This is a genomic window from Vibrio sp. THAF64, assembly GCF_009363455.1.
Classification (GTDB): Bacteria; Pseudomonadota; Gammaproteobacteria; order Enterobacterales; family Vibrionaceae; genus Vibrio; species Vibrio coralliilyticus.
Genome location: NZ_CP045356.1, coordinates 838,106 through 864,036, shown reverse-complemented (window position 1 = coordinate 864,036; position 25,931 = coordinate 838,106). Strand labels below are relative to the sequence as shown.

Annotated in this window: 11 protein-coding genes; 2 read left to right on the top strand and 9 right to left on the bottom strand. The window is 46.4% G+C overall.

The features are described 5' to 3' along the window. Positions 1 to 352: 352 nt before the first annotated feature. On the top strand, positions 353 to 8,920 hold the full coding sequence (locus FIU99_RS20395; protein ID WP_152472525.1) for a tandem large repeat: 8,568 nt from the start codon (positions 353 to 355) through the stop codon (positions 8,918 to 8,920). Positions 8,921 to 9,448: 528 nt separating this feature from the next. Then, complete coding sequence (locus FIU99_RS20390; RefSeq protein ID WP_152472524.1) at positions 9,449 to 16,096, top strand: tandem large repeat; 6,648 nt, start codon at positions 9,449 to 9,451, stop codon at positions 16,094 to 16,096. Positions 16,097 to 16,153: 57 nt separating this feature from the next. Here the strand turns inward: FIU99_RS20390 and FIU99_RS20385 are convergent, their stop codons facing one another. From FIU99_RS20385 to FIU99_RS20345, 9 genes are all read right to left on the bottom strand, one after another. Further along, entirely contained in the window at positions 16,154 to 16,609 is a 456-nt protein-coding gene (locus FIU99_RS20385; protein ID WP_039951887.1) for a hypothetical protein, read from the bottom strand. Positions 16,610 to 16,794: 185 nt separating this feature from the next. Beyond that, entirely contained in the window at positions 16,795 to 18,582 is a 1,788-nt protein-coding gene (locus tag FIU99_RS20380; protein ID WP_006960244.1) for an aminopeptidase P family protein, read from the bottom strand. Then, positions 18,579 to 19,574: an ABC transporter ATP-binding protein gene (locus FIU99_RS20375; RefSeq protein ID WP_006960245.1), complete on the bottom strand. Its 996-nt coding sequence runs from the start codon at positions 19,572 to 19,574 to the stop codon at positions 18,579 to 18,581. Before FIU99_RS20375 ends, FIU99_RS20380 begins: the two co-directional genes overlap by 4 nt. Before the next feature lie 9 nt (positions 19,575 to 19,583). Then, on the bottom strand, positions 19,584 to 20,573 hold the full coding sequence (locus FIU99_RS20370; RefSeq protein ID WP_006960246.1) for an ABC transporter ATP-binding protein: 990 nt from the start codon (positions 20,571 to 20,573) through the stop codon (positions 19,584 to 19,586). Positions 20,574 to 20,582: 9 nt separating this feature from the next. Beyond that, positions 20,583 to 21,512, bottom strand: coding sequence for an ABC transporter permease subunit (locus FIU99_RS20365; RefSeq protein ID WP_006960247.1), 930 nt, complete (start codon positions 21,510 to 21,512; stop codon positions 20,583 to 20,585). 10 nt (positions 21,513 to 21,522) lie between these two features. Next, entirely contained in the window at positions 21,523 to 22,443 is a 921-nt protein-coding gene (gene oppB, locus FIU99_RS20360) for an oligopeptide ABC transporter permease OppB (protein WP_152472523.1), read from the bottom strand. 71 nt (positions 22,444 to 22,514) lie between these two features. After that, positions 22,515 to 24,125, bottom strand: a complete 1,611-nt coding sequence (locus FIU99_RS20355) for a peptide ABC transporter substrate-binding protein (protein WP_006960249.1) — start codon at positions 24,123 to 24,125, stop codon at positions 22,515 to 22,517. A 296-nt stretch (positions 24,126 to 24,421) separates the two neighbouring features. Beyond that, positions 24,422 to 25,186 (bottom strand): hypothetical protein, encoded by a 765-nt coding sequence (locus tag FIU99_RS20350; protein ID WP_039951890.1) that lies wholly within the window; start codon positions 25,184 to 25,186, stop codon positions 24,422 to 24,424. Between the two features lie 5 nt (positions 25,187 to 25,191). Continuing rightward, on the bottom strand, positions 25,192 to 25,866 hold the full coding sequence (locus FIU99_RS20345) for a GntR family transcriptional regulator (RefSeq protein WP_006960251.1): 675 nt from the start codon (positions 25,864 to 25,866) through the stop codon (positions 25,192 to 25,194). Positions 25,867 to 25,931: the final 65 nt, after the last annotated feature.

Below are 25,931 nucleotides of genomic sequence, written 5' to 3'. Positions count from 1 at the left end.
TATCCTTCTTATCCATCTGGGCGCAATCCGCACTGAGTATCATCAGTCATTGAGTGGCACTCCAGATAGTTCCTTTGGCGACAAAATGCCATCAGTAATATGATAAACATGGTTGTTACATGAAGCCTCAAATAGTCACCTTATGAATTGATATTCTGTGTTTGTGAACTGGTCGTATTTTATAAATCAACTAAGTGAACTATAGTGATTCTGTATTAACTTAGTGTTTTGATTGAAGTTTAACCATTTTCAAATACATGAATGCGTGACATTTTTAAACCTTGCCACAGAAGATTTATGAGTGATCTAGATCTCATAAATAAAAAAAATATTGTCTATTGATGTATAAGAAATGCCAATTGAACGGCATTTTGACTACTACAACAGTGCTAAATACCTCTCTGAATTTCTTTTTTCTTATCAAAAGTTAGCCACAACCCTGACGATTTTTCCATATCTAGTGGTGATTCGCCGCGTTGTTATTATTAGTGCCAAAAATATACTTGAGCCACTTTTTTTGCAACGTCACTTCGGCACCATGTTGAGATTCACTAATAAAATTAAACTTATTCTCACCATCCTGTCCATCCTGTCACTAAGTTCCTGTGGCGGCGGTGGTGGAGATGGGGACTCTTCACCACAGTCACGTAAAACGGGCACTATCACCGGTACTGTATTCGATGCACCTATCTCTGGTGGTGTAGTGACGGCATACGAATATAAAAACGGCGTGTTAGGTCGAGAGTTAGGCCAAACTAAAACGAACGCGAGTGGCGAATACACTCTGAACGTAGACTCTGCCTCCATGCCTGTTTACATAAAAGTTCAGGGTGGTGGGTATCGAGACCCGTTCTCAAATAATGTTGTTAGGACGAGCTCTAACGGTGTTATCGAACTGGCCAGTGTGATTAATTTTTCCGAAGGTGAAACTGCGCAAGTGATGATCACCCCTATGACCTACATGGCTCAAGGGCTAGCGGAGTACAAAATCAAAAGGGAAGGGCAAAGCGCATCATCTGCAATCAATAGCGCGCTAAGTACTATTAATTCAATGTATGGCTTTAACGTTAACACGGTTAACCCTATTGATATCACAACAGGCGGACACGACGCTGTAGCGACAGATGGCCATAAATACGGTGCGCTGTTAACAGCCTACTCTTCCTATGCTTATTCATTTTTGGAAAACGACTCGACGGGTGCCGAGACTTATACGTCAATCAACCTAGCCAGAATTGGTTATGACGATATTGTTGCTGATGGCTTACTAGACGGAAAAGTACTTGATGATAGCCGAGATTTCTTAGAAGACGCGCGCTTTGGTACTCAATATATCACTTCCGATTTTTACACTCACTCGGTAGCTGAGCACACACTGATCGTGGTTAGTGATCCAAATGTCAATGTTTCAGGTACGCCAGTTAATCAGTACGAAACTACAGTCAATCACCTCAATAATCTAGGGACTAGCGGTGGTGAAGGCTCAATACCGTCGCGTCAGCCGAAAGAAATGGATAAAAACGCACCAACTGCAAAGCGCTCAGACACTAGTGTTTTGGTTGGTACGGAGTCAATGGAAGTCACACTGGAAGACGAGACGGGTGTTGAAGGTTTAAGTGTGACTGTTAAATATCTTGCGAAAAATACAAGCGATCCAAGCACTGGCACCGAAGTAGAAGTATTGTGTGAGCAGGATACCGCTTCAATTTGTTGGTTGGATAAAACCAGTTTTGTTAAGGGGCCACGTAAAACGACTTTGAAAGTCTTCGTCAATACAACGTCCCTTGATGAGAGCGTCTTTACAGGCACTGTAGACGCAAACTTAATCGTTAGAACGGTCGATGTCCTAAACAATGAAGATAATTCAGGCATCGCACTCCCATTTAAATGGGATAATGTTAAGCCTGTGATTGAGTTTACATCCAGCGAGAGCGTACGAAATACAGACGATAACAATAACAAGATCGAAACGTATATTCTTAAAGGGATAGTTAAAGAAACGTTGAACGATATCGTTGATCAGTCAGTTTATTTGACGATTGCGAGCTCTGGCGACCCAATTAAAATTGAGTGTAAAGAGTTAAATACTCAATGCCAGTTTAGTTACAGCTATGAGACGGAATTATTTTCAGCCAGTGTTGAGTTTACCGTTGCTGCAACGGATATTTATGGTAACAAGGGTGAAGCAAGCTATACAGTCTATAAGGATGATCAACCACCTCAAGTATCCCTAACTTTTTCAGAAGCACTTTTTAATTACAAACAGACTGATGGCAGTGGGTATTCTGGATTATTTGATCAAACTACATTCCCTTCAGGTAGCGTTGATAGTCTCGATCGATACTTGGATATTGATTTTGCTCTCGCCACCTCTGGTTTAAACGAAACCCATGAAGGTTTGAACTATAAGGATTTCGAGCTTTCAGAAGGCGTATTGCAAAGTAATTCAATTCCCTACTTTATTGCTACGATTAAAGACTTAAGTGATAGAAATACCTACGGTTCATCAGCAGATGACTTAACCTTAAGAGTTGAGTACCTGCGTAAGCGCTCGACAGAAGATAAATACTCACTTGTAAGTACAAAGACGCAGGTTGCCAGTGAGGCATTTGACGATAATAGTGGTATTCCTTTCAAGCGACTTCCTGACGAAAGTTCAGAAGAGCGTGTGTTCTCAATGGACTACTATCTTCCACTGACGGCGGATCTGCTGAGTGACTTCGCCAACGCATCAGAAGGTGATTCACAGCTAATCCAAGTCAGTGTGGAAGACCCGGCTGGCAACTCTAGTGACCCACAACAGGTTTACTTTAAAACCACTTTTGAAAGACCGACGTTAACAATCGTCACTCCTTTTGTAGGCGCGATAGCCACAGTTGAAGGCTGGAATGAGGAAAGTAAAAAGTTCGAACAAATACAATCGTGTACGGACTTCACGCATTCCACGACGAATGTTGCTACCTGTTCTATGCCTTACAACACTCGGATCCAATTCTACAATCTGTTCAGAGTGACGTTGCAAAATGGTCAGGATACTTATTATCACCAGTGGTCTAACAGTTCTAAAGACGATGCTGTGAAGTATACGGCTGACTTTGCAGATGCAGCAGGTGCTATTGGAACCTATTTCACTAAAGCAGAAACCAAAACCATTTACCTCACTGAGTTTTCCGCTTACCACACAGGGTTGTTTGAGTATCTATGGAATAAGTCGGCTAAAACGGTAAATGACGCTGAAACCATCCTGACGGATGTGGCAAAGGCCATAGTCGGTGATAGTGACAGTAAACCTCTACTGGGATTTGACCCTTTCAGCAGTAGATATGCGACCAATGAAAACATGATTTCAGTACCCGATAACCCTGCTACGGCTTATCAGTACCGCATTCTTTTAGAATCATTGGCGGGCTTATCGAGTGAAACGACGTCTTTAGAGTACGCTTTTGCTTTTTACAAAGACCTAAAAGCAGATGGCTTAGCGAACGGTAATGCAGAAAGTGATTCTGGAAGTGATGCTCAGAAGCCAATTCAAGTTGGAGACAAGTATATTTCCATTAGTGCGGATACTTATAGAGAGAATCTAGCTAAAGGCTATTACGATCTCGCAGTTAGTTATGGTGTGGATTCTCAAAATGCTGTTGCTCAGGCAGATGTTTTTGCAACCGCTAACCCGACAATAGATGACACCCCAATATTTAAAGACGCTGGTGGGAGTATTGATAACGAGCCACCAGTAGCAATAGTGTCAATGGATACCACTCAGGATGATGGTGCTTACGTTGCGGTGAGCGAAAATGTTTACACTATTGCGGGCAAAGTCTATTCGCTAATAACGGTGACCGATATCTCTGGCGTAGACTTAGCCGCTTCCGAATTCAGAGTCTATTGGTACCATTCTGACAATCCAACGGAAAGAAAAGAGACCAACATAGTTTTTGAGGAGGCGAGTGGTGATACTTATGAAAAGAAACTTAAGTTCGCCATCGACTCCACAAACGCCCTGTACCAGGGCGTAACTCGTTTTGAGGCCTATGCAACGGTACTGAAAGACGTAAAGAACAATACGTCTAACGGAGAGGCGTTACTTGCCACATTCAATGTCGATAACGTGGCACCAAAGGGTTTGGTTGAGAAGACAGAACCTGAATATCCCGTTGATGGCAGTGCAGTCGATGTAACGGTCAAGTTCGATAAACCAGTGAATCAAGTAGAAGCAACAATCGACGACATCAAAATTGATTTCGGCGAGTCAAGTCAGACGAAAACTGAGTGGGTTGGTACATCTCTAGGCGTAATGAGCCTGGAAGTCAATGAAACGTCGAAATCGATTAAAGTAAAAAATACATATAGTGATGCATTGGGTAATGTTGGAGCAGAACTTACAGCCAGCGTCGGTGTAAAACCAGTCATTACTATCAATGACGTAGCAACAAACAATATCATTCAACATGGTGATGAAGATATCAGTGCTGTCGTGATCAGTGGTACCACCAAGGGGATAGAGTCTGGTGCGAAACTATCTTTGACGGTGACCTCAGAGAAAGGTGGTCGTAAGGACATTGATAAGTATGAGCCTGACGATTTTAAAGATTTAAAGGTACAAATTGACGGCACTTGGTCTCAGACGGTCAGCTTCCAAACTTGGGAAGAAGCAAAGGTGTCTATCAGTGTGTCTGGCACGAATGATCAGGGTGGGAATACGATTCAGCCTAAAGCAGAGGAGGTTACGTATAAAGATAAGGTTCTTCCCTCACTTAGTGAAAGCGGCAGTATGATCCAAATGTCTGGTGGAGCGGAAACGTCTCTGGCAGATAGCGTACTGGTTGATGGTAAAGCTGCCAAAGTAACCCTGAAATTCAGTGAGCGAGTTACTGAGCCGACGGCATCTCTCAATAGCCAGAGCATTACTTTTGACCAGCCTCAAGGAGGTGTTTCTGACCAATGGGTGGGGCAGACAGCAGCATTAGACTTACCTGTCAATGCATCAACTGCAAAGTTAGAAGTATCGTACCAAGACACTGCAAGTGAACCAAACCCTGGTTCTTTTAGCAAAGATATCGATCTTAAGCCGGTTATTGCTATCAATCATATTGATTCATTCAACTCAGATTCTGATCTAGCAAAAAGCTTCGTTATTTCAGGTACATCGAAAGGTATTCAAAATGGCGCGAAACTGACCATTAAAGTGTATTTGAAAGATGAACTTAAATATCAACATGAAGATGTCCAGGTTACTAACGGTGTTTGGACTCTTGATCCGAAAAACATCTCGACGTGGGAAAGTGGTGAAATAAGAATCACTGTAAATGGTGAAAACGATAAGAAACTAGCAGCGGAAGAGGCGAGCCTAGCGATAGCATTTACAGACGACATACAGCCAAGCGTTCAGAGTGTGGTGCTGAGCCCAGAAAAGCCAGCGGATGGTGAGGAAGTGACAGTGACGGTGACGTTCAGTGAGCCGGTGAGTGGAACGACAGGGACACTGGACGGTCAGGCGCTGAGTTTTACAGGGCCATCAGAGACGAAATCGGTATGGGTTGGCACATCTACGGTGGATGTTGGTGTGGGTGAACTGTCAATGACCTTGCAGCTGAGTGGTTTTCAGGATGCCTCGCTAAACGCGGGGACGGATGACCCACGAACGGTGACGGTAACGCCAACGGTGACGATAACTGCGCTGGATAAGATTGACTCAACGGAAGTGAGTGATGTTGTGGTATCGGGTACTGGTGTGGGTTTGGTCAAAGATGACGAAGTGACAGTCACGGTGACGTCTAAAGTGGACAGCGATAAGCATTGGACGGAGACGGTGAGCATCGGCGTGGACGGTAGCTGGAAGACTTCGGGCGTTGACATGTCTGCTTGGCCTTTGGGTTACGTTACGGTCGTAGCGTCGGGCAAGAACGCGAACAATGTCGTCAGTCAGGACGCGGTTGATGAGAATGTGGAGATTATCGATACAGCGGAGCCAAGCGTTCAGAGTGTGGTGCTGAGCCCAGAAAAGCCAGCGGATGGTGAGGAAGTGACAGTGACGGTGACGTTCAGTGAGCCGGTGAGTGGAACGACAGGGACACTGGACGGTCAGGCGCTGAGTTTTACAGGGCCATCAGAGACGAAATCGGTATGGGTTGGCACATCTACGGTGGATGTTGGTGTGGGTGAACTGTCAATGACCTTGCAGCTGAGTGGTTTTCAGGATGCCTCGCTAAACGCGGGGACGGATGACCCACGAACGGTGACGGTAACGCCAACGGTGACGATAACTGCGCTGGATAAGATTGACTCAACGGAAGTGAGTGATGTTGTGGTATCGGGTACTGGTGTGGGTTTGGTCAAAGATGACGAAGTGACAGTCACGGTGACGTCTAAAGTGGACAGCGATAAGCATTGGACGGAGACGGTGAGCATCGGCGTGGACGGTAGCTGGAAGACTTCGGGCGTTGACATGTCTGCTTGGCCTTTGGGTTACGTTACGGTCGTAGCGTCGGGCAAGAACGCGAACAATGTCGTCAGTCAGGACGCGGTTGATGAGAATGTGGAGATTATCGATACAGCGGAGCCAAGCGTTCAGAGTGTGGTGCTGAGCCCAGAAAAGCCAGCGGATGGTGAGGAAGTGACAGTGACGGTGACGTTCAGTGAGCCGGTGAGTGGAACGACAGGGACACTGGACGGTCAGGCGCTGAGTTTTACAGGGCCATCAGAGACGAAATCGGTATGGGTTGGCACATCTACGGTGGATGTTGGTGTGGGTGAACTGTCAATGACCTTGCAGCTGAGTGGTTTTCAGGATGCCTCGCTAAACGCGGGGACGGATGACCCACGAACGGTGACGGTAACGCCAACGGTGACGATAACTGCGCTGGATAAGATTGACTCAACGGAAGTGAGTGATGTTGTGGTATCGGGTACTGGTGTGGGTTTGGTCAAAGATGACGAAGTGACAGTCACGGTGACGTCTAAAGTGGACAGCGATAAGCATTGGACGGAGACGGTGAGCATCGGCGTGGACGGTAGCTGGAAGACTTCGGGCGTTGACATGTCTGCTTGGCCTTTGGGTTACGTTACGGTCGTAGCGTCGGGCAAGAACGCGAACAATGTCGTCAGTCAGGACGCGGTTGATGAGAATGTGGAGATTATCGATACAGCGGAGCCAAGCGTTCAGAGTGTGGTGCTGAGCCCAGAAAAGCCAGCGGATGGTGAGGAAGTGACAGTGACGGTGACGTTCAGTGAGCCGGTGAGTGGAACGACAGGGACACTGGACGGTCAGGCGCTGAGTTTTACAGGGCCATCAGAGACGAAATCGGTATGGGTTGGCACATCTACGGTGGATGTTGGTGTGGGTGAACTGTCAATGACCTTGCAGCTGAGTGGTTTTCAGGATGCCTCGCTAAACGCGGGGACGGATGACCCACGAACGGTGACGGTAACGCCAACGGTGACGATAACTGCGCTGGATAAGATTGACTCAACGGAAGTGAGTGATGTTGTGGTATCGGGTACTGGTGTGGGTTTGGTCAAAGATGACGAAGTGACAGTCACGGTGACGTCTAAAGTGGACAGCGATAAGCATTGGACGGAGACGGTGAGCATCGGCGTGGACGGTAGCTGGAAGACTTCGGGCGTTGACATGTCTGCTTGGCCTTTGGGTTACGTTACGGTCGTAGCGTCGGGCAAGAACGCGAACAATGTCGTCAGTCAGGACGCGGTTGATGAGAATGTGGAGATTATCGATACAGCGGAGCCAAGCGTTCAGAGTGTGGTGCTGAGCCCAGAAAAGCCAGCGGATGGTGAGGAAGTGACAGTGACGGTGACGTTCAGTGAGCCGGTGAGTGGAACGACAGGGACACTGGACGGTCAGGCGCTGAGTTTTACAGGGCCATCAGAGACGAAATCGGTATGGGTTGGCACATCTACGGTGGATGTTGGTGTGGGTGAACTGTCAATGACCTTGCAGCTGAGTGGTTTTCAGGATGCCTCGCTAAACGCGGGGACGGATGACCCACGAACGGTGACGGTAACGCCAACGGTGACGATAACTGCGCTGGATAAGATTGACTCAACGGAAGTGAGTGATGTTGTGGTATCGGGTACTGGTGTGGGTTTGGTCAAAGATGACGAAGTGACAGTCACGGTGACGTCTAAAGTGGACAGCGATAAGCATTGGACGGAGACGGTGAGCATCGGCGTGGACGGTAGCTGGAAGACTTCGGGCGTTGACATGTCTGCTTGGCCTTTGGGTTACGTTACGGTCGTAGCGTCGGGCAAGAACGCGAACAATGTCGTCAGTCAGGACGCGGTTGATGAGAATGTGGAGATTATCGATACAGCGGAGCCAAGCGTTCAGAGTGTGGTGCTGAGCCCAGAAAAGCCAGCGGATGGTGAGGAAGTGACAGTGACGGTGACGTTCAGTGAGCCGGTGAGTGGAACGACAGGGACACTGGACGGTCAGGCGCTGAGTTTTACAGGGCCATCAGAGACGAAATCGGTATGGGTTGGCACATCTACGGTGAATGTTGGTGTGGGTGAACTGTCAATGACCTTGCAGCTGAGTGGTTTTCAGGATGCCTCGCTAAACGCGGGGACGGATGACCCACGAACGGTGACGGTAACGCCAACGGTGACGATAACTGCGCTGGATAAGATTGACTCAACGGAAGTGAGTGATGTTGTGGTATCGGGTACTGGTGTGGGTTTGGTCAAAGATGACGAAGTGACAGTCACGGTGACGTCTAAAGTGGACAGCGATAAGCATTGGACGGAGACGGTGAGCATCGGCGTGGACGGTAGCTGGAAGACTTCGGGCGTTGACATGTCTGCTTGGCCTTTGGGTTACGTTACGGTCGTAGCGTCGGGCAAGAACGCGAACAATGTCGTCAGTCAGAACGCGGTTGATGAGAATGTGGAGATAATTTCACCTTAGCATCCTAACACCTAATCGCTGTAAATATGAAAAAGAGTAACCACCTATGTGGTTACTCTTTTTCTTTATAAATTAATTGCTTGCACTCAAATTAACGAATAATCATTAGGTTAATTTACCTTTATATACAACATTCATTATCAATATGAATTTATTATTCTAATAATATTAGGGTTTTAAATTAATAATTGATATTTATTATTCTGGTGATTGGTATGTCTGATTTTATTTAAAGTATATATTTATAAATTTTCTGTTTTATTTTTTAGATGTATTGGTTGTTATTTATTTATATTAACTGAGAATTGAATTATGTTGTTTACTTCTAATTTTTTAAAAAAAATATCCTAAGCATTTTTTATAAATATTCATTAGTAATCATTTCTACTGTTCTAATAGTGAAATTTGTTTGTATATAAATCTATTTTTTATCTGTTTGTATATAGATCGTCGTTCTTATTCTTATTATCTCTGGTTATTTTGCCGCGTTGTCATTATTAAATCGATAAATATACTTTAGCCACTTTTTTGCAACGTCACATCGGTACCATGTTGGTATACAAAAATATAGCTAAGCTTTTTCTTACGATCATAGTTATCCTGTCACTGAGTTCCTGCGGTGGTGGGGGCGGTGGTGATTCATCACCAAGAGCCAGAGACAAGGGAACGATATCTGGAATCGTTTTTGATGCGCCTGTCTCTAAAGCTGTGGTTACGGCTTATGAATATCAAAATGGCAAGGTGGGGCGTAAACTTGGCTCAGCAACGACGACACCATACGGCGAGTACTCAATCGAAGTTGATGCATCGTCAATGCCTTTGTATATCGAGGCTAAAGGCGGGGCTTATAAAGACCCTTTGACAGACGACATTGTTGAGACGAGTGAAGGCAAGCCGATACGCATAGTCAGTGTGATTAACTATGGTGAAGGAAATGATCAGGATGTGATGATCACACCTTTAACCTACATGGTGACAGGGCTAGCCGAATATAAGATCAAGAATGGCACTGAAGCATCTTCTGCAATTGATGACGCGTTAAACACCATAAACGCTATGTATGGGTTTAATGTCAATTCTGTTAAACCCATCGATATTACCCGAGGCGGAATTAGTGGTTCTGCTAGCGAAGGGCATCGCTACGGTGCGTTATTGACGGCTTACTCTTCTTATGCTTATGACTTTATTGATGAAAATGGTAACGCGGGTAATGTCTATAGTTCGTTGAACCTGTCAGATATTGGCTATAGAGATATTTCTGCTGATGGTTATCTCGATGGTCAGGAGTTGGATAGAACGGGGTCATTTGCCGAACAAATTTATTTTGGTTTAGAGGAAGTCACACCTGATACGTATACCAACCAAATGGCCGAGCATACGTTAGTTGTTGTCAGCGATCCTAACCTTAATGCTTCCAAAACACCTATTGATGATTACCTGGCGATGACTGAGCACCTTAATGCATTGGGAACAAATGGCTCTGCCGATGGTGCCATTCCAGAGCGTGAAGAAACAGTGATTGATGATCAACCTCCGGTCGCAACACGATCTGATGAAGGTGTTTTGAAAGGTATAGCGTCTATTGACGTAGCTCTAACTGATGCGGTGGGAGTAAAGTCGGCGAGCGTAACTTTAAGACACAAATTTGACGAAGGGGACAGTTGGAGTGATTTTGCCTGCTCCTCGACACCTAATGACGGTGATATATGTTGGGTTGATGTTAGTGAGTTCGTTGAAGGAACAAGAGAAACAAGCCTAACAGTCTATATTGATACAGAGAAATTGGATCCTGCTAATATCGAACAAGAGCCGGAAGCTTATTTGTTAATCCAAGCCACGGATGTTATGGGTAACAGCAGTGGCCTCCTGTCAGGCTCTGAGATTCCATTTGAGTGGGACAACATTGCTCCAATCATTGAAATAACCTCGGCTGAAACTATTAATAGTGATACTGAAACCTATGTGCTTAAAGGTTTAGTCAAAGAAAACCCTAAATATTTGAAAGGTGAACGCGTACTTGTTTCGTTATCCAACGGAGAAGATGAACCTTATCTCTGTACCGAAATCTATGTAGACGAAATTTGGTGTGAATTTGAGACGATTGGTTATTTAACCGAAAACTTTGGCGATAAAGCCAACTTCAGAGTTACTGCAGAAGACGTCCACGGTAATGTTGGTGTTTTGGATTTCACATTATATAACGATAACACTCCGCCCACGATATATCTAACATACCCCAACTCGCTCTTTAATGTTGAAGATGATGCAGGGGATGTGTACCAAATTGATTATTCTGATACTACTTACAATCATGAATCGGTAGAAAGTGCGACTGAGTACTTAAAAGTACTTTACGATTACGCTTCAAAAGGCTTGGCCGCCACACTAGGTGCCATTGACCCTGATCTTGAGTTTACAGATTTCATTGGGCAAGACTTAGTTGATCAATCCGTACCGTATGTGTCTGCGACGATAAGTGATCAAAGTGATGGGGAAACGTATGGGTCTTCAGCGGAAAACCTGACGTTGAGAGTGAAGTATTATTCCAAAAAAGAAGGTGAAGAGACGTATCGCTATCACTATACCGCAGAGCAAGTTGCCAGCGACGCTGTGGTCGGTGAGAATAAAGGGATTCCTTTTGAAAAACTAGAATTTGAAGACGATAATACCGTACCTCGCATGACGTATATTATCCCCTATGTGAAAGAAGTACTAGGGCTGACCTATGGAGACAAAACATCGCAAGACATTCAAAAATTGGTTATCTCCGTTTTGGATGCTTCTGGCAATGAAAGTGTACCGGAAGAAGTCTACTATCGTACCTCATTTGATATGCCTGAGGTGACGGTTGTTACTCCGTTTATTGATGCTCAGGTAAGGTTAGAAGGTTTAAGCGCATCTGGCTCGTTCAATTATCTGAACTCATGTGACACAGTGCAAGTTGAAGGGCAAAAGGATGTAGCGAGTTGTACAATTCCTTACGACTCGTCAGGTTATGAGTTCTTTAGGGTGTATTTAGGTAGCAAGAGTAATACACATTATTATCAATGGAGCCTCGATCAAAATACTCCAGTTTATATTCCTGCATCGGTTAATGTTGGAGCTTACTTTTCAGAAGTAGATAAAAATACTCTATACATAACAGAGTTTTCTACCTACCACACAGGGCTATTTGATAGTCAGTGGAATAATTTAAACGGTGATGAAAAAACTACAGAAAACGCCCGTCTGATTCTGGATGAAGTGAATTCCGCTCTAGATACGCAGGAACGTTCAATGCTTGGGTTTGATCCTGTAACAACAGAGTACGCGACTAACCGAATGTTAAACTCGGCATTGCCTGATCCATTGACCGATAAGTTTATCTATCGTTTCTTACTGGAAAGCTTAACTAACATGGCAGGGGATAACTCGGCAGAGAATTCGAGCACCTTCGACTATGCTTCCGCTTTTTATCGCGATTTGTCCTATGATGGGTTGGCTAATGGAGAAGACAAAAGCGGTCCAATAAAAATCGGTAACTACACACTATCTTCTGACACGTATCGTAATGAGCTTGCACAGGGCTACTATGATGTTGCGCATGGAATACACGGCGTAGAATCCAAAGTAGCGTTGGAACAGGCCGACCACTTTGCGAAAGCATATCCGGAGTTTGCCGACCAAAATGTCTTTGAAGATGAAGGCGGTAGTATCGATCAGCAGGCTCCCTCGGTTGTCGTTGCTCCAAATGAGGAGCAAACACATGGATCATTTACAGAAGTAGGCAATGATACTGATTACAATATCTCTGGCATCATCCATTCCAAGGTAACGATTGAAGACATCGCAACAGTAAATGATCAACAGACCGTGTTATCTGCCTATTGGATAGGTAACTCAAAAAAAAAGACGCCAACCAGTATAGAGTTTACTCTCAATGATGCCGAATCAACAGAGTATATAAAGGTCTACGACTTCATCATTAACTCTTTGTTACCCGAATATGATGGAGTCGAGAAGTTTGAAATCGAAGCGACAGTCGAAGATGGAATTGGGAATAGTGAAGGCCCTTATATTGCGTCAACCTATTATGTAGACAACGAACCGCCTGTTGGCAGTCTTACTACAGTGGTTCCTGAATATCCAACTGAAGCAGATGATGTAACGGTAACACTACAGTTCGACGAACCAGTAACCGCGGTCGCTGCAACATTTGACGACATCGATATTGATTTTGGTGAATCTAAAGACTTCAAAGAGCTATGGACTGGGACAACGTCGGAAGTCATTTCACTCAACCCTGATGAGAATTCAAAAAAGTTAGTGGTGAGTGCCTATCACGATGAACTCAATAATGTTGGTGCTGAGTTCACCGAGGACATCATTGTTACGCCGGTCATCACAATCGATGACGTTACAGATAACAACATTGTTGATGACGAAGAAGATAACGTTACAGATATAACCTTTAGCGGGACAACGACAGGATTTTTAAAGGATAGTGAGCTTTCAGTCAATGTGGTTTCAGACAAGCGCCCGAACATCGATAAGTTTGAATTCACTGAGGTCAAAGTAAACCAAGAGGGTGTTTGGTCTATATCTAATCAAGATATGTCCAGCTGGGAAGAGTCGGACTTCACGATTGAGGTGACAGGCCGAAATAGCGAAGAATCTGAGTATGTGACTGAAGATAAGCCCTCCAGGTACGTTGATAGTATTGCCCCGGAAGTCATCCAATCTCAAATTTCAATGTCCGGTTCCGCGGTGACTTTACTTCCTGTTAATTCGGACGAAGTGCTGATTGATGGGGAAATCGCGACGGTCACGTTGACCTTCAGTGAGCGAGTGAGTAAACCTGAGTCGCTCCTAAACGGACAACTCATAACCTTTAACCAGCCAGCCGATGGTGATGTGGCCAAAACTTGGGTGGGGACGAGCCCAGAGCTTGTCCTTCCTGAGAGTGAATCGACATCGAAGCTAGTCGTTACAAACTACACAGACACAGCGGGCGAGCCAAATTCAGGGGCTCCTTATGAGAAGACGGTTGACGTTAAACCAATCATCCTTATCTCGGACATTGAAGACTTAACGACCACCGAGGCGACGGACTTTGTGGTATCAGGGACGGCGCGAGGGTTTGAGAATAACGCTCAGTTAAGGGTAGTGGTTTCGAGTGACAATCCAATTAATGAAGATGAGGAGCTTAATCTTACCGCGAAAGTGACCAACGGGATTTGGACGACGGCACCAGAGGATATTTCATCATGGGAAAGCGGTACCTTGACCATCACGGTGGACGGCGCGAATGATGGTGGGCAGGCGGCGGAACAAGCGTCTCAGGAAGTCGTTCTAGAGGATGATATTGAGCCAAAAGTGAATGGGATTACCGTGAACTCAGGAGACCCTATCATAGATAACCAAACGGCTTTTGTCAGTCTGACCTTCAGCGAGCGCGTGGAGAATGTTGTTGCGAATGTTGATGGTGTCGATGTGACGTTTATCTCTCGAGATGCGGCGAAGACGGTCTGGGAAGGGACCACGTCGGGTGTGGTGACGCTGAACGCCAATGAGATGTTCAAAACCGTGACCGTAACGGAATATCAGGATGCGCAAGGCAATAGCGGTGAGGAAGACTCAAGTGAAGCGCCGGTGAAACCCGTGATTGAGATTACGGAGCGAGGTGACTCGATTGGTGAAGACGAATCGAGTCGAGTGGTGATTTCTGGTACTGCAAGAGGCTTTAAAACGGGCGATAAAGTGACGGTTGTAGGTCGCCTAGAATCAGCCCCCAATAAACACTACTTTAATGAAACGGTAGACGTGGCTGGAAGTGGAACATGGAATACTCCAGAGCAAAACATCCGTGATTGGCCAAGTGGGGATATTAATCTCACGGTTGTTGGTCAGAATAATAATGGTGTGGCGGCGGATAGTGCAAAAGACACTATTACCTACGAGGATGCCACGCCTCCAACAGTTGATGGTGAGATAGTCTTTAGTCCAGAATTTCCTGTGGATGGCCAGAACGTAACGATTACGGTGAATTTCAGTGAGCTAGTGACAGGCGTGACAGCGACCGTAGGTGGTGTGGGTGTGACTTTCACTGGTGATGAACCCGCCCAGCAGTGGGTAGGTGAAACAGAGGGGCCGGTTACGCTATCGTCCAATGAAGACACGATTACCGCGGTGGTGAATAGAGGCTACCAAGACCTTTCGGGTAATGAAGCGGGCAGTGATAAAGAGACAGCAACTGGGGTGAAGCCAGTATTGTCTCTAGATACCGTGGAAGATAACAATCAGATCGACTCTCAAGAAGCTGAGCATGTTGTTATCCATGGAACAGGCATAGGCTTCGCTGGAGATTCGCAAATGATTACCGTTACAGTGACCTCGCAAAAAGAGTCATCTTTTAATTGGCAAGAAACTGTGTCTATTTCTGAAGATGGAGTTTGGACTACAAACAGTAATGGTCAGGATATGTCCGATTGGCCATTAGGGTTCATTACAGTAGAAGTCTCTGGCTCGAACCAAAAAGGGATAGCCGCAGAGTCTGTGTCGAATGATAAGGTATCTATTGTGGATACCTTGCCCCCAAACGTAACGAGGGTGGAATCTCTCACGCCATCTGAACCTGAGTTTGATAGTACAGTGAGTTTAACCATCAATTTTGATGAACCTGTGAAAGAGTTGTCGGGGACCTTTGCTGGCGTGCCGATGAACTTCACTAAAGTTGGTATGATTGGTGAGTTATCTGATCAGTGGATGGCCGAAACGGAAAATGGGATAGATTTGACGGCGGGCAGTGCGACGGAAGAGTTCATATTAAACACTTTTGAGGATGCTTCAGGTAATGCCGCAGTGCGAGAGTATAAAGAATCGTTTTTTGTTAAACCACTGATCGAAATCGAGCCAGTAACAGGTGACAATACAATCAAACCTAATGAAATCAATGGCTTTTACATCACTGGGCAATCCAAAGGTATTGAACAAGGTGGAACGCTCAAAGTTAAAGTCAAGCAGGGCTGGCAAACAAAGTACACTGATGATGTAACTGTCGAATCGAATGGCTCTTGGTCTACTATCGAGGTGGATGGTGCCGACTGGAGGCCCGGAGAAATGGAAGTTCAGGTGACTGGGATAAACAGCGGAAATGTGAGTGCAGACCAAGCGACTCAAACTATTACCATTCAATAACAACTAACCTCACCTGAGAATAAAAGAGTAAATACCCTGCGTATTTACTCTTTTTTATTAGCCTTTTTCGCAAGAAAGCTGGTTTCCCGATTGCGCCGTCATTGAAATTTTACTTTCATTCACTGCCTTCAATTTCCATTTTTCGGTTACGGTAGGAAAAAGCTTATCAGTGATAACTTTCTGCAATTTTTCAGGCGAGTTGTCTGAAAAAGTAGTCTCCAAACTATCAATCACTTCTAGCAGAGAAGCATTGCGTTTCATCCACTTCCCGCTACTGAGTATGTTGACGTCATAAGTGATGTCGGTGTCTAAATTGGTTATTTTCAGAAGTGACTCTTTCTCATAGTGTCCATCTTCGAAGTAATGGACGTTGTCACTGTACTTGAGGTTAACGAGTTCGATGGTGGATTCTGCGGAGCATTGCCACTGACCAGAAATGTCTTGTTCAAACTTTGGTGTGGTAACGCAGCCGTATATGGCAAGCGTAGCGATTAGAATAGATAGCGATTTCATGGTTTTAATATTCCGACCCAATACATCAGTGGAAGTGTGTTGGTATTTGTATTGATTATTTATTTGCTGGAATTCTATCAGTATTGGTTATGCTGATCGATATTGATAAATCACAAATCTATCAAATGGTTAGTCGTAAAAAAGCCAACCTTACGGTTGGCAAAGAAGTTACAAAGGACAAATGGTTAAATCGGCTTTGTGGCCGAATTCAGCCAATTCTGGGTATCTGAATCCAAATATGGGCTGAGTTGTTCTAGGCATTGGTGATGGTAGGCGTTGAGCCAGTGCACCTCGTCTTTTAACAGCATGGATTTATCCAACATGTTAGTCGCAATGGGCGCTAAAGTTATGGTTTCGAAACCATAAAACGTCCCAAACTCGTTTTCTTCCAGTTCAACCACTTTGAGGATATTCTCAATGCGAATCCCGTATTGATCTTGACGGTAAATGCCCGGTTCGTTGGTGATCACCATCCCCGGCTCTAAAGCAACTTCTGCTGGGTTTTGAGAGAAGTTCTGCGGCCCTTCATGGACATTCAGACAGATGCCAACGCCATGCCCAGTACCACATTTGTAATCTATACCGTGTTGCCACAGAACGCCGCGTGCCATGATATCCAAATTAGCGCCAGTGGAGCCTTTCATAAAACGGGTTTGGGTGAGACGAATCACGGCCTTGAGTACTAAGGTGTAGTCGCGACGTTGTTGCGCCGATGGCTGACCAAAATGGAAGGTGCGGGTAATGTCTGTCGTCCCCCCTAGATATTGACCGCCTGAATCGACTAGAAAGAACTGGCTTTCATCAACGCGGTAATTGCTCTTATCGTCGGCAGCATAGTGCATTTTCGCACCATGCTCGGCGAAACCAGCAATGGTTCGAAAGCTCTCCCCAATATAGCTGTTAATTTCCTTGCGGTATCCCATTAAGGTTTGTTCAGCGTTGAGCTCTGTCACCTTACCACTGGGCACTTGTTCGTCTAGCCACTTCATAAACCTGACGACGGCGGCGCCATCTTTGCGTAACGTCTCCTCCATGCTGGCAAGCTCAGTGTGATTCTTACGTGCTTTCATAGCAGTGACTGGGCAAGCCATATTGAGCAAACGTACTTGAGAAGGAATGTGACTGATCAACAAACTGTCGGTGTTTCTGCGATCATGAATGAGTACTGAATCAGGAGTGAAAGCTTTTAACGTCTTGCTAAGCTGCGTGTAATCTTCCATCTCTATACCGTGCTCCGTCAGTGTAGCGATCACGTCAGATGTCAGCTTTTGCTTGTCGACAAAGAGTTGGCATCTGTTAAGGGTAATCAGCAAATAACTTTCAGAAATTGGGCAGTATAGGGTGTCGCCGCCGCGAATATTGAGCGCCCACATCACATCATCAAGAGAGGAAACGAGCAGGGCATCAGCCGCTTTTTGCTCGAGTACGCGACGAATTCCTGTGATTTTTTCACTTGCTGTTTGTCCTGCAAATTCGAGTGGATGATTGAACAAAGGCGCGCTCGGTCTTGCAGGGCGGTCGGCCCATATTGGGCTGATCAAGTCCTGAGCAAGGACTAGCTGTATCGACTTGGCTTTAAAGGCGGCTTTCAACTCCAGATAAAATTGCTGGCTGATGCTCCGTCCATCAACGCCTACTCGACTGTATTGCTCTAAACTGCCGGCGAGATACTGTGCAATGGTAGGAGTTTCCGGTAAGCGGGCTTTAAACAAGGCTAACCCCGAGCCCTGTAATTGCTCGGCAGCTTGGATATAGTAGCGCCCATCTGTCCACAGGCCGCCAGATTGTGTCGTGATGACGGCGTTACCCGCTGAGCCAGTGAAGCCTGAAATCCACTCTCTTGCCAGCCAGTAATCTGCCGAGTATTCGCTGGAGTGTGGATCATTGTTTGTCACTATGTAGGCGTCAAATTGGTGCTCAGCCATTTTCTCGCGCAGAGCATTAAGGCGCTGAGGAACGGTCGTTAAGGTCATGTGTTATAAGTTCCTATTTGTGTATGAGTACAGAAAATCTGATGGTCTGAATGCCCGCTAAGTGTGGGCTTTTGTTGAGCGCACTGGTTACTGGAGTCCGGGCAGCGCGTTCTAAACACGCAACCACTTGGCGGATTGAGAGGCGAGGGAAGGTCGCCGGGCAATAGCTGAACGTTCCTCTGTCTTGCCAAGGTAGGGTTGGCAACCGGGACCGCAGATAACAAGGCTTTGGTATAAGGGTGATGAGCGTTATCAAAGACTTTGTCGTATCGACCAATCTCCATCGGCTTACCCAGATACATCACCATGACTCGGTCACTGATGTGGCGCACCACGCTAAGATCATGAGCGATCATCACCATGGTTAGTCCCATCTCTTGCTTAAGATCATCAAGAAGATTGATGACTTGCGCCTGAATAGAAACATCCAGTGCACTAACGGGTTCATCACAAACCACAAGATCGGGCTTGAGAATTAACGCTCTGGCAATCCCAACTCGCTGGCATTGCCCGCCTGAAAACTCATGGGGGTAGCGGTTACGCTGGCTGGCTAAAAGACCGACTTTATCCATCATTTTAATCACGCGATGCTCCACTTCTGAGCGCGACAGGCTGGGTTCGTGGGTCAATAGAGGCTCGGCAATACACTCTGAGATCGTAAGTCTAGGGTTGAGGCAGGCTGATGGGTCTTGAAAGACCATCTGAAACTCACGCCGTTTATCGGCGAGTTGATGTTTCCCCAACGCCAACAGATCTTGTCCTTTCCAGTGCAACTGACCGCTTGAAGGTTCAATGAGCCTTAATAATGCTCGCGCCAGTGTTGATTTACCGCAACCCGATTCGCCAACAATACCGAGTGTCTCGCCACGATAAACATCGAGGTCGATGCCATCCACCGCTTTGACCACTTTGCGTTTACTCGGCAGGATGTGTTTGTTGATGTTAAAGTGCACGCGCAAATCACGCGCTGAAAGCAATACTTGCTGTTCCATGTCGCTCTCCTATGCTCGACGCGCTATCTGAGTAACGGCCTGAGGCCCATTAACATGGCAAGCCAGAGACTGATGTTGTGATAGTGACCGAAATGGTGGTACTGACGCGTTACATTCTGGTCGATAGTGATTACAGCGCTCTTTAAACGGGCAGCCTTTACGTTCTGTGAGAGCGCTCGGTGGGTTACCGGGAATGGTCGGAAGCCTGTCCATATCTTTCGTGATGGAAGGGATAGCTTCGAGTAGGCCTTGGGTATACGGATGAGCAGGGTGGTTGAACAGAGAGTCTGTATCCGCTTCTTCCATCTTCTGTCCACCGTACATGACCAACACGCGGTCGCACATCTCAGCGACCACGCCCATATCGTGAGTAATTAACAAGATTGCTGTGTGAAATTCAGACTGTAGATCGCGTAATAGAGAGAGAATCTGCGCTTGTACCGTGACGTCCAAAGCGGTGGTGGGCTCATCAGCAATCAGAAGTTCCGGCTTACACAATAAGGCCATCGCGATCATCACACGTTGCCGCATGCCACCAGACATCTCGTGAGGGTATTGAGCCATACGAGTGGCGGCGGAAGGGATCCTGACGGCATCAAGCATGGTGATCGCTTCGCGGTTTGCCTCACTACGGTTCATGCCTTTGTGAACCATCAACACTTCGGCAAGTTGTTTACCGACTTTCATAAACGGGTTCAGCGATGTCATCGGATCTTGAAAGATCATGCCGATTTTTTCCGCGCGGATGTGGTTAAGCTGTTTTTTGGACATGCTGAGTAAGTTCTCGCCATGAAAACTCGCTTGACCAGAAACAATACCGTTATCGGCAGTCAGACCCATCAAGGCAAAAACGGACTGACTCTTCCCTGAGCCAGACTCACCAACAATGCCCAGTGTTTCACCTTTGTGGATGTTGTAGGACAGATTACTGACGGCATGAACTTCACCATCAGGCGTTTTGAAACGCACATTCATATCTTTGATCGATAAAATACTCATGGGGCCTCCTTAGCGATCTTTAGGGTCGAGGGCGTCTCGCAGCCCGTCACCGATGAAGTTGAAGCAAAATAGGGTGGCGACTAAGAATATGGAAGGGAACATCAGTTGCCACAAAGCCACATCAATGGTCTTAGCGCCTTCCGCAATCAGAATGCCCCAGCTTGTATCGGGCGGCTGAACGCCGAGCCCGAGAAAACTAAGGAAGGATTCAAACATAATAAAACCGGGTACCATAAGTGAGGAGTACACCATCACAATGCCGAGGACGTTAGGCAGTACATGGCGGCGAACGATAGTGAAACGGGAGACACCAATGGAATGGGCGGCTTCGATAAACTCGCGTTTCTTGATACTAAAGGTCACGCCGCGAACAACGCGGGCAATCCCGAGCCAAGACACCATGCCAATCACAACAAAAATCAGATAAATGTTGTTGCCGAACAGGGTGACAAACAAAATGACCATAAACATGAAGGGTACTGAGTCGAGTACTTCAATGATTCGCATCATCACACTATCGACCATGCCTCCGATGTATCCGGATAATGCTCCCCAAGCTGTGCCGATAATCACAGCAACCAGTGCGCCCATAAACCCGACCATGATTGAGAGACGCCCACCTTGCATAGTACGGGCAAAGATATCCTGACCAAGATCATCGGTACCAAAGTAATGACCTGAACTAAACGACGGTTTACCTAGCTCATAGGGATCGACGACGACATTCCAGTCAATCTCATCATGGCCGAATGCCGCGACCTGCGGGCCAAAAATGATGCATACGATGATAAACATCAAGACATAAACCGACGTCATGGCGGCGCGGTTTTTACGAAAACGTGTCCAGGCATCCTGCCATAGACTCCTGCCTTCAACCGCTTCAATCTGAGCACTCATTTGCTCTGTCAGTTCCGTGGCATCAATGCGTTTGGTTAACATAGCGGCGCTCCTAAATTCGAATGCGTGGGTCGATGATGGTGTAAAGGATGTCGACCACCAAATTGAAGAAGATGGTCAAAGAGGCGACGATCAGCGTTATGCCCATCACCAAACCGTAGTCGCGGTTGAGGGCACCTGAGACAAAATGCTGCCCCATGCCGCCAGTGCTGAAAAAGATGTCGATGATGACCGAACCTGTTACTACCGCGACGAAGCTGGGGCCGAGCATGGCAATGATAGGAATGAGTGAAGGGCGAAGCGCGTGATGAAACAGAATGTAGCTGGTCGACAGGCCTTTCGCCTTTGCAGTGCGGATGTATGGCTGATTGAGTGTCTCGATCATGGCACCGCGCATCACGCGCGCAATGCTGGCAACGGATCCAATCGCCAAGCTCAGCACGGGTAAGATCAAGAAAGAGAGCTCACCCCCTTCCCACCCACCGGCGGGTAGCCAACCGAGTTGAATCGAGAAAATCGTGACTAACACCGGAGCCAATACAAACGCAGGGATGACCACTCCTGTCATTGAAAGTGACATAAGTAAATAGTCAACTTTACCATTGCGGTTTAATGCGGCAATGGTGCCAAGTAACATACCTAATGGCACAGAGATACAAAACGAGATAACACCAAGGATCGCCGACACTGGCAAAGATTGAGCAACAAGCTGGGTGACGGTGAAATCCTGGTAGACAAAGCTTGGGCCGAGATCGCCTTGAAGGAAGTTGGTGATGTAAATGAAAAACTGAACCAGAAAGGGTTCGTTCAAGTGAAATTTGGCTTCGATATTTGCCCGTACCACTTCTGGCATTGGGCGTTCCATATCAAATGGGCCGCCGGGCGCGATATGCATTAACCAAAACGACACCAGTGCAATAAACAGCAATGTCGGTATGGCAATCAGGCAGCGGCGCAATATGTACAACAACATGACATTTCCTTGCGTAGAAAAAAGCCCGTAGCCTGTGCTAGGGATAAGTGACAGGTACGGGCAAACTCGGGTTAATGTGCTTTTACATAGACATTTTTGCGGTAGTAGGAGGATTCCGGATTGGTACGCTCATAACCGCCAATGTAATCCTTGATCAGGTATTGATCGTTGCCATTGCGGTACATAGGGATGATCGCCATGTCCTGAATCAGAAGCTTTTCCGCAGCAATGTATTCCTGTGACGGGTCACTGAGGCTCTTCGATTCAGCCATCAGGCGATCATATTCTGGGTTGTTGTACTTTGAGTCATTGTATTCGCCGGTCGAGACAAAGATGTCCAGCCAGGTTGAGGCTTCGTTGTAGTCAGCCGTCCAGCCACCACGGTTAATGTTGCCCGGATCTTTCAGCGCATAGAATACCTTTGGCTCAAGTTGCTTAATTTCGATTTGCGCGCCTAACACGCTTTTCCACATGCCCGCCATCGCGGTGGCCATTTTGACGTCTTTAGAAAAAGTCGGCACGGTGAAAGTGAGCTTAAGGGGATTGCTCTTGCTGTAACCCGCCTCTTTAATCAGCGCTTTAGCCTTGGCGTTACGTTGTTGCTGAGTCCAAGTCGCGAATTCCGGTGTGTGAGATTTGAAACCATCGGTTTGAGGGGGAACCAGAGTAAACATTGGAATGCCGCCATTTTTGGCGATGGCTTTTGTGATGATGTTTCGGTCGATAGCATAAGAGAGTGCCTGACGGACACGAAGGTCTTTGGTCGGGCCTTTACTAGTGTTGAGATAGTAGAACGTCGAGCCAAGTGAGGCACTGGTGTCCGCTACCTGCTCAGGATATTGTTTTAGAAGCTTGTTCTTTTGAGCCGCGGGAATCGACAGAGCTTGGTCAATTTCGCCGGCTAAGTAGCGGTTTAGTGCAACATTGGCATCTCCGATAGGTAGCCAAGTGATTTGGTCAAGTATGACGTTGTCAGCATCCCAGTATTTCTCATTCTTTGTCATCACCATTTTTTCGTTTACTTTCCACTCAGACACAGTGAAAGCGCCATTGGTGACGATGTTTTTTGGCTGAGTCCACTCGCTGGCGTATTTTTCTACCGTGGCTTGGTGAACTGGTGCAAGGACAGGGTGGCTCAGAAGTTTGATGAAGAAAGGCACTGGCTTTTCTAATGTCACTTCAAAGGTGTGATCATCAATGGCGCGCACGCCTAAGGTGTTAGCTGGTGCTTCACCTTTCATAATCTTGGCGGAGTTTTTGATGCCGGGAATCGCGGCAAACCAAGCATAAGGTGACGCGGTTTTCGGGTCGATAAGGCGCTGCCAACTATAAACAAAATCGTGTGCCGTTAATGGGTCACCATTCGACCACTGAGACTGACGCAACGTAAAGGTATAGACAGTGTTGTTGTCATTCGCTTGCCAGCTTTCAGCGATGCCGGGAATGGTTTTGCCTTGCTTATCCTGTACTGTCAGACCTTCAAACAAGTCTCGCCCTAAATTGAATGCTGGCTCTGCGGCCTGTTTTGCCGGATCAATTGAAGTGACCTCAGCTCCGTTGTTTAAAACAATCTCTTGTTTTTCAGCGAGCTGCGTTCCTGATGGGTATGGTTTGGCGAGAGCATTGCTGGCAAATAATGCCGTTGCAATAGCACTCAGTGCGATCAGTTGTTTTGCTTTCATAGCTTCCTCGTAATGTCCTTATCGGATGAAATCCCTATCATCTGAAGGGAGGGAAATCAGACACTCAAAACGACCGGATTGGCGAGTACTGCACAGAGTGAAAGGGATAGAGAAAATGTATATTGTATAAAATTTTTCAACAATCGATATTTAACATTGTTGTAACAAGGTGGCAGTTTCAGAGACTTGTGGTCTTATAAAATGAGACTGAGCGAAAAATGAACAAATGAAAGTCTGAGAATGAATCCAGAGTCACAGAAAGTTGATGAAAATGATACGTCAAACTCACTCTGGCCCTAGCGTCTGCGGAATTTTGCGGAAACCTGTTTAAGCAATTCCCCATCTATCTCTGGTAATCCGTCCGAGAAGTAGATCTGCTGGCCGGGCGTCATTCGAAACAGCACATTGGTGAACTCACCCTCTTCGTTAGCGCAATTCGCCGCGTGCATTTCACTGACTTTACGATCCACTTCCTGTTCGAGTTTGAGCTTTTGATCTTGGGTCAAACGCACTCTGGCCTGACAAACTTGAGAAAGGGTTGAGTCTTCCATCGAGATCGTTTCAAAACGGCGCTTGAATAAGGTATCGAGTGCAGTGCCTTCTTCCATGATAAATCGCCTGCCAGAGCGATACACGATCTTGTCGCCGTGCGCTTCCATATAGCCAAGGATTTCAGCAATGCTCAGGTAGAATCTCAGGCTGGTATCTGAGAGTTGATACTGATCGGCAATTTGCTGCGGTGTTTGGTTACGTGAGGTGATGAGGTAGATAAAGTCGAGAAGGTAAGGGTGTTCAACAAACAGAGCGTTTTGCTCATCAGAGAGGAACTGCTCATTGTCTCGTTGGAGCTGCACCGCCAATTGCGTCAGTTCCATCAGATCACTATTGAGGTGATTGGTGTACATCAGGATCTTGTCCAGACCCAATGAAGGATTATGCAAATGCCGCTTTATGGTCGAAAGCGGCACGCCGGTTTTGTCAGACAATTCGCTATAGCACAAACCTTCGTTTTTGATTTTCTGGCGGATGGCAGCCAGCAAAAATTCTGGTCCTATATGCATGGGTTTCAGCCCTGATTGTTTTGGCGCTCGATAAGCAAGTTGCGAATATCAGCACCAGCTTCGAGGATGTGTTTCTTCAACATGTATTTCGCTCCTTCAATATCACGGTTCTGGCACATTTCCAGCAGGGCAACATGCTCCTTGTCGGCTTTGACGATGCCTGATGTAAACAGAAGCTGCATACGAATATAGCGGTCGCACTTTGTATTCAGGTTGTAGATCACATCCATGGTTTCCGGCATTTCGGCGGGTTCATACAAGGCTTTGTGCAACTCATAGTTGTAGTTGCTCCACTCTTCCACTTCATCTCCGCGGCTGACAACATCTTCAAATCGCTGACGAATTTCATTCGCTTTAGCGAGATCTTCATCGGTCATTTTCTGGATAGCGCGTTCCAGAATAAAGCACTCTACGACGGCGCGCAGTTCAAATAGCTCATCAATCTTCTCAGGCGATAGCTCGGTAACAGTGGCACCTTTATGTGCTTCAAACGCAACCAATCCTTGCGCTTCTAACTGCATCAGAGCTTCACGCACGGGAATTCGGCTGACGTTGAACTCTTTGGCGAGGGCATCTTGACGTAGGGGTTGGCCCGTCTTTAATTCCCCTTTGAGGATCTTGGTTCGGATCGCTTCTTCGACCAACTGCGTTCGAGTTTTAAAAACAGGTTTTTGCGACATCCAAGTCTCCGCTCACATCATTCTTATTCAATATTTTATTCAATATACCATTAGCGTCCGGCATT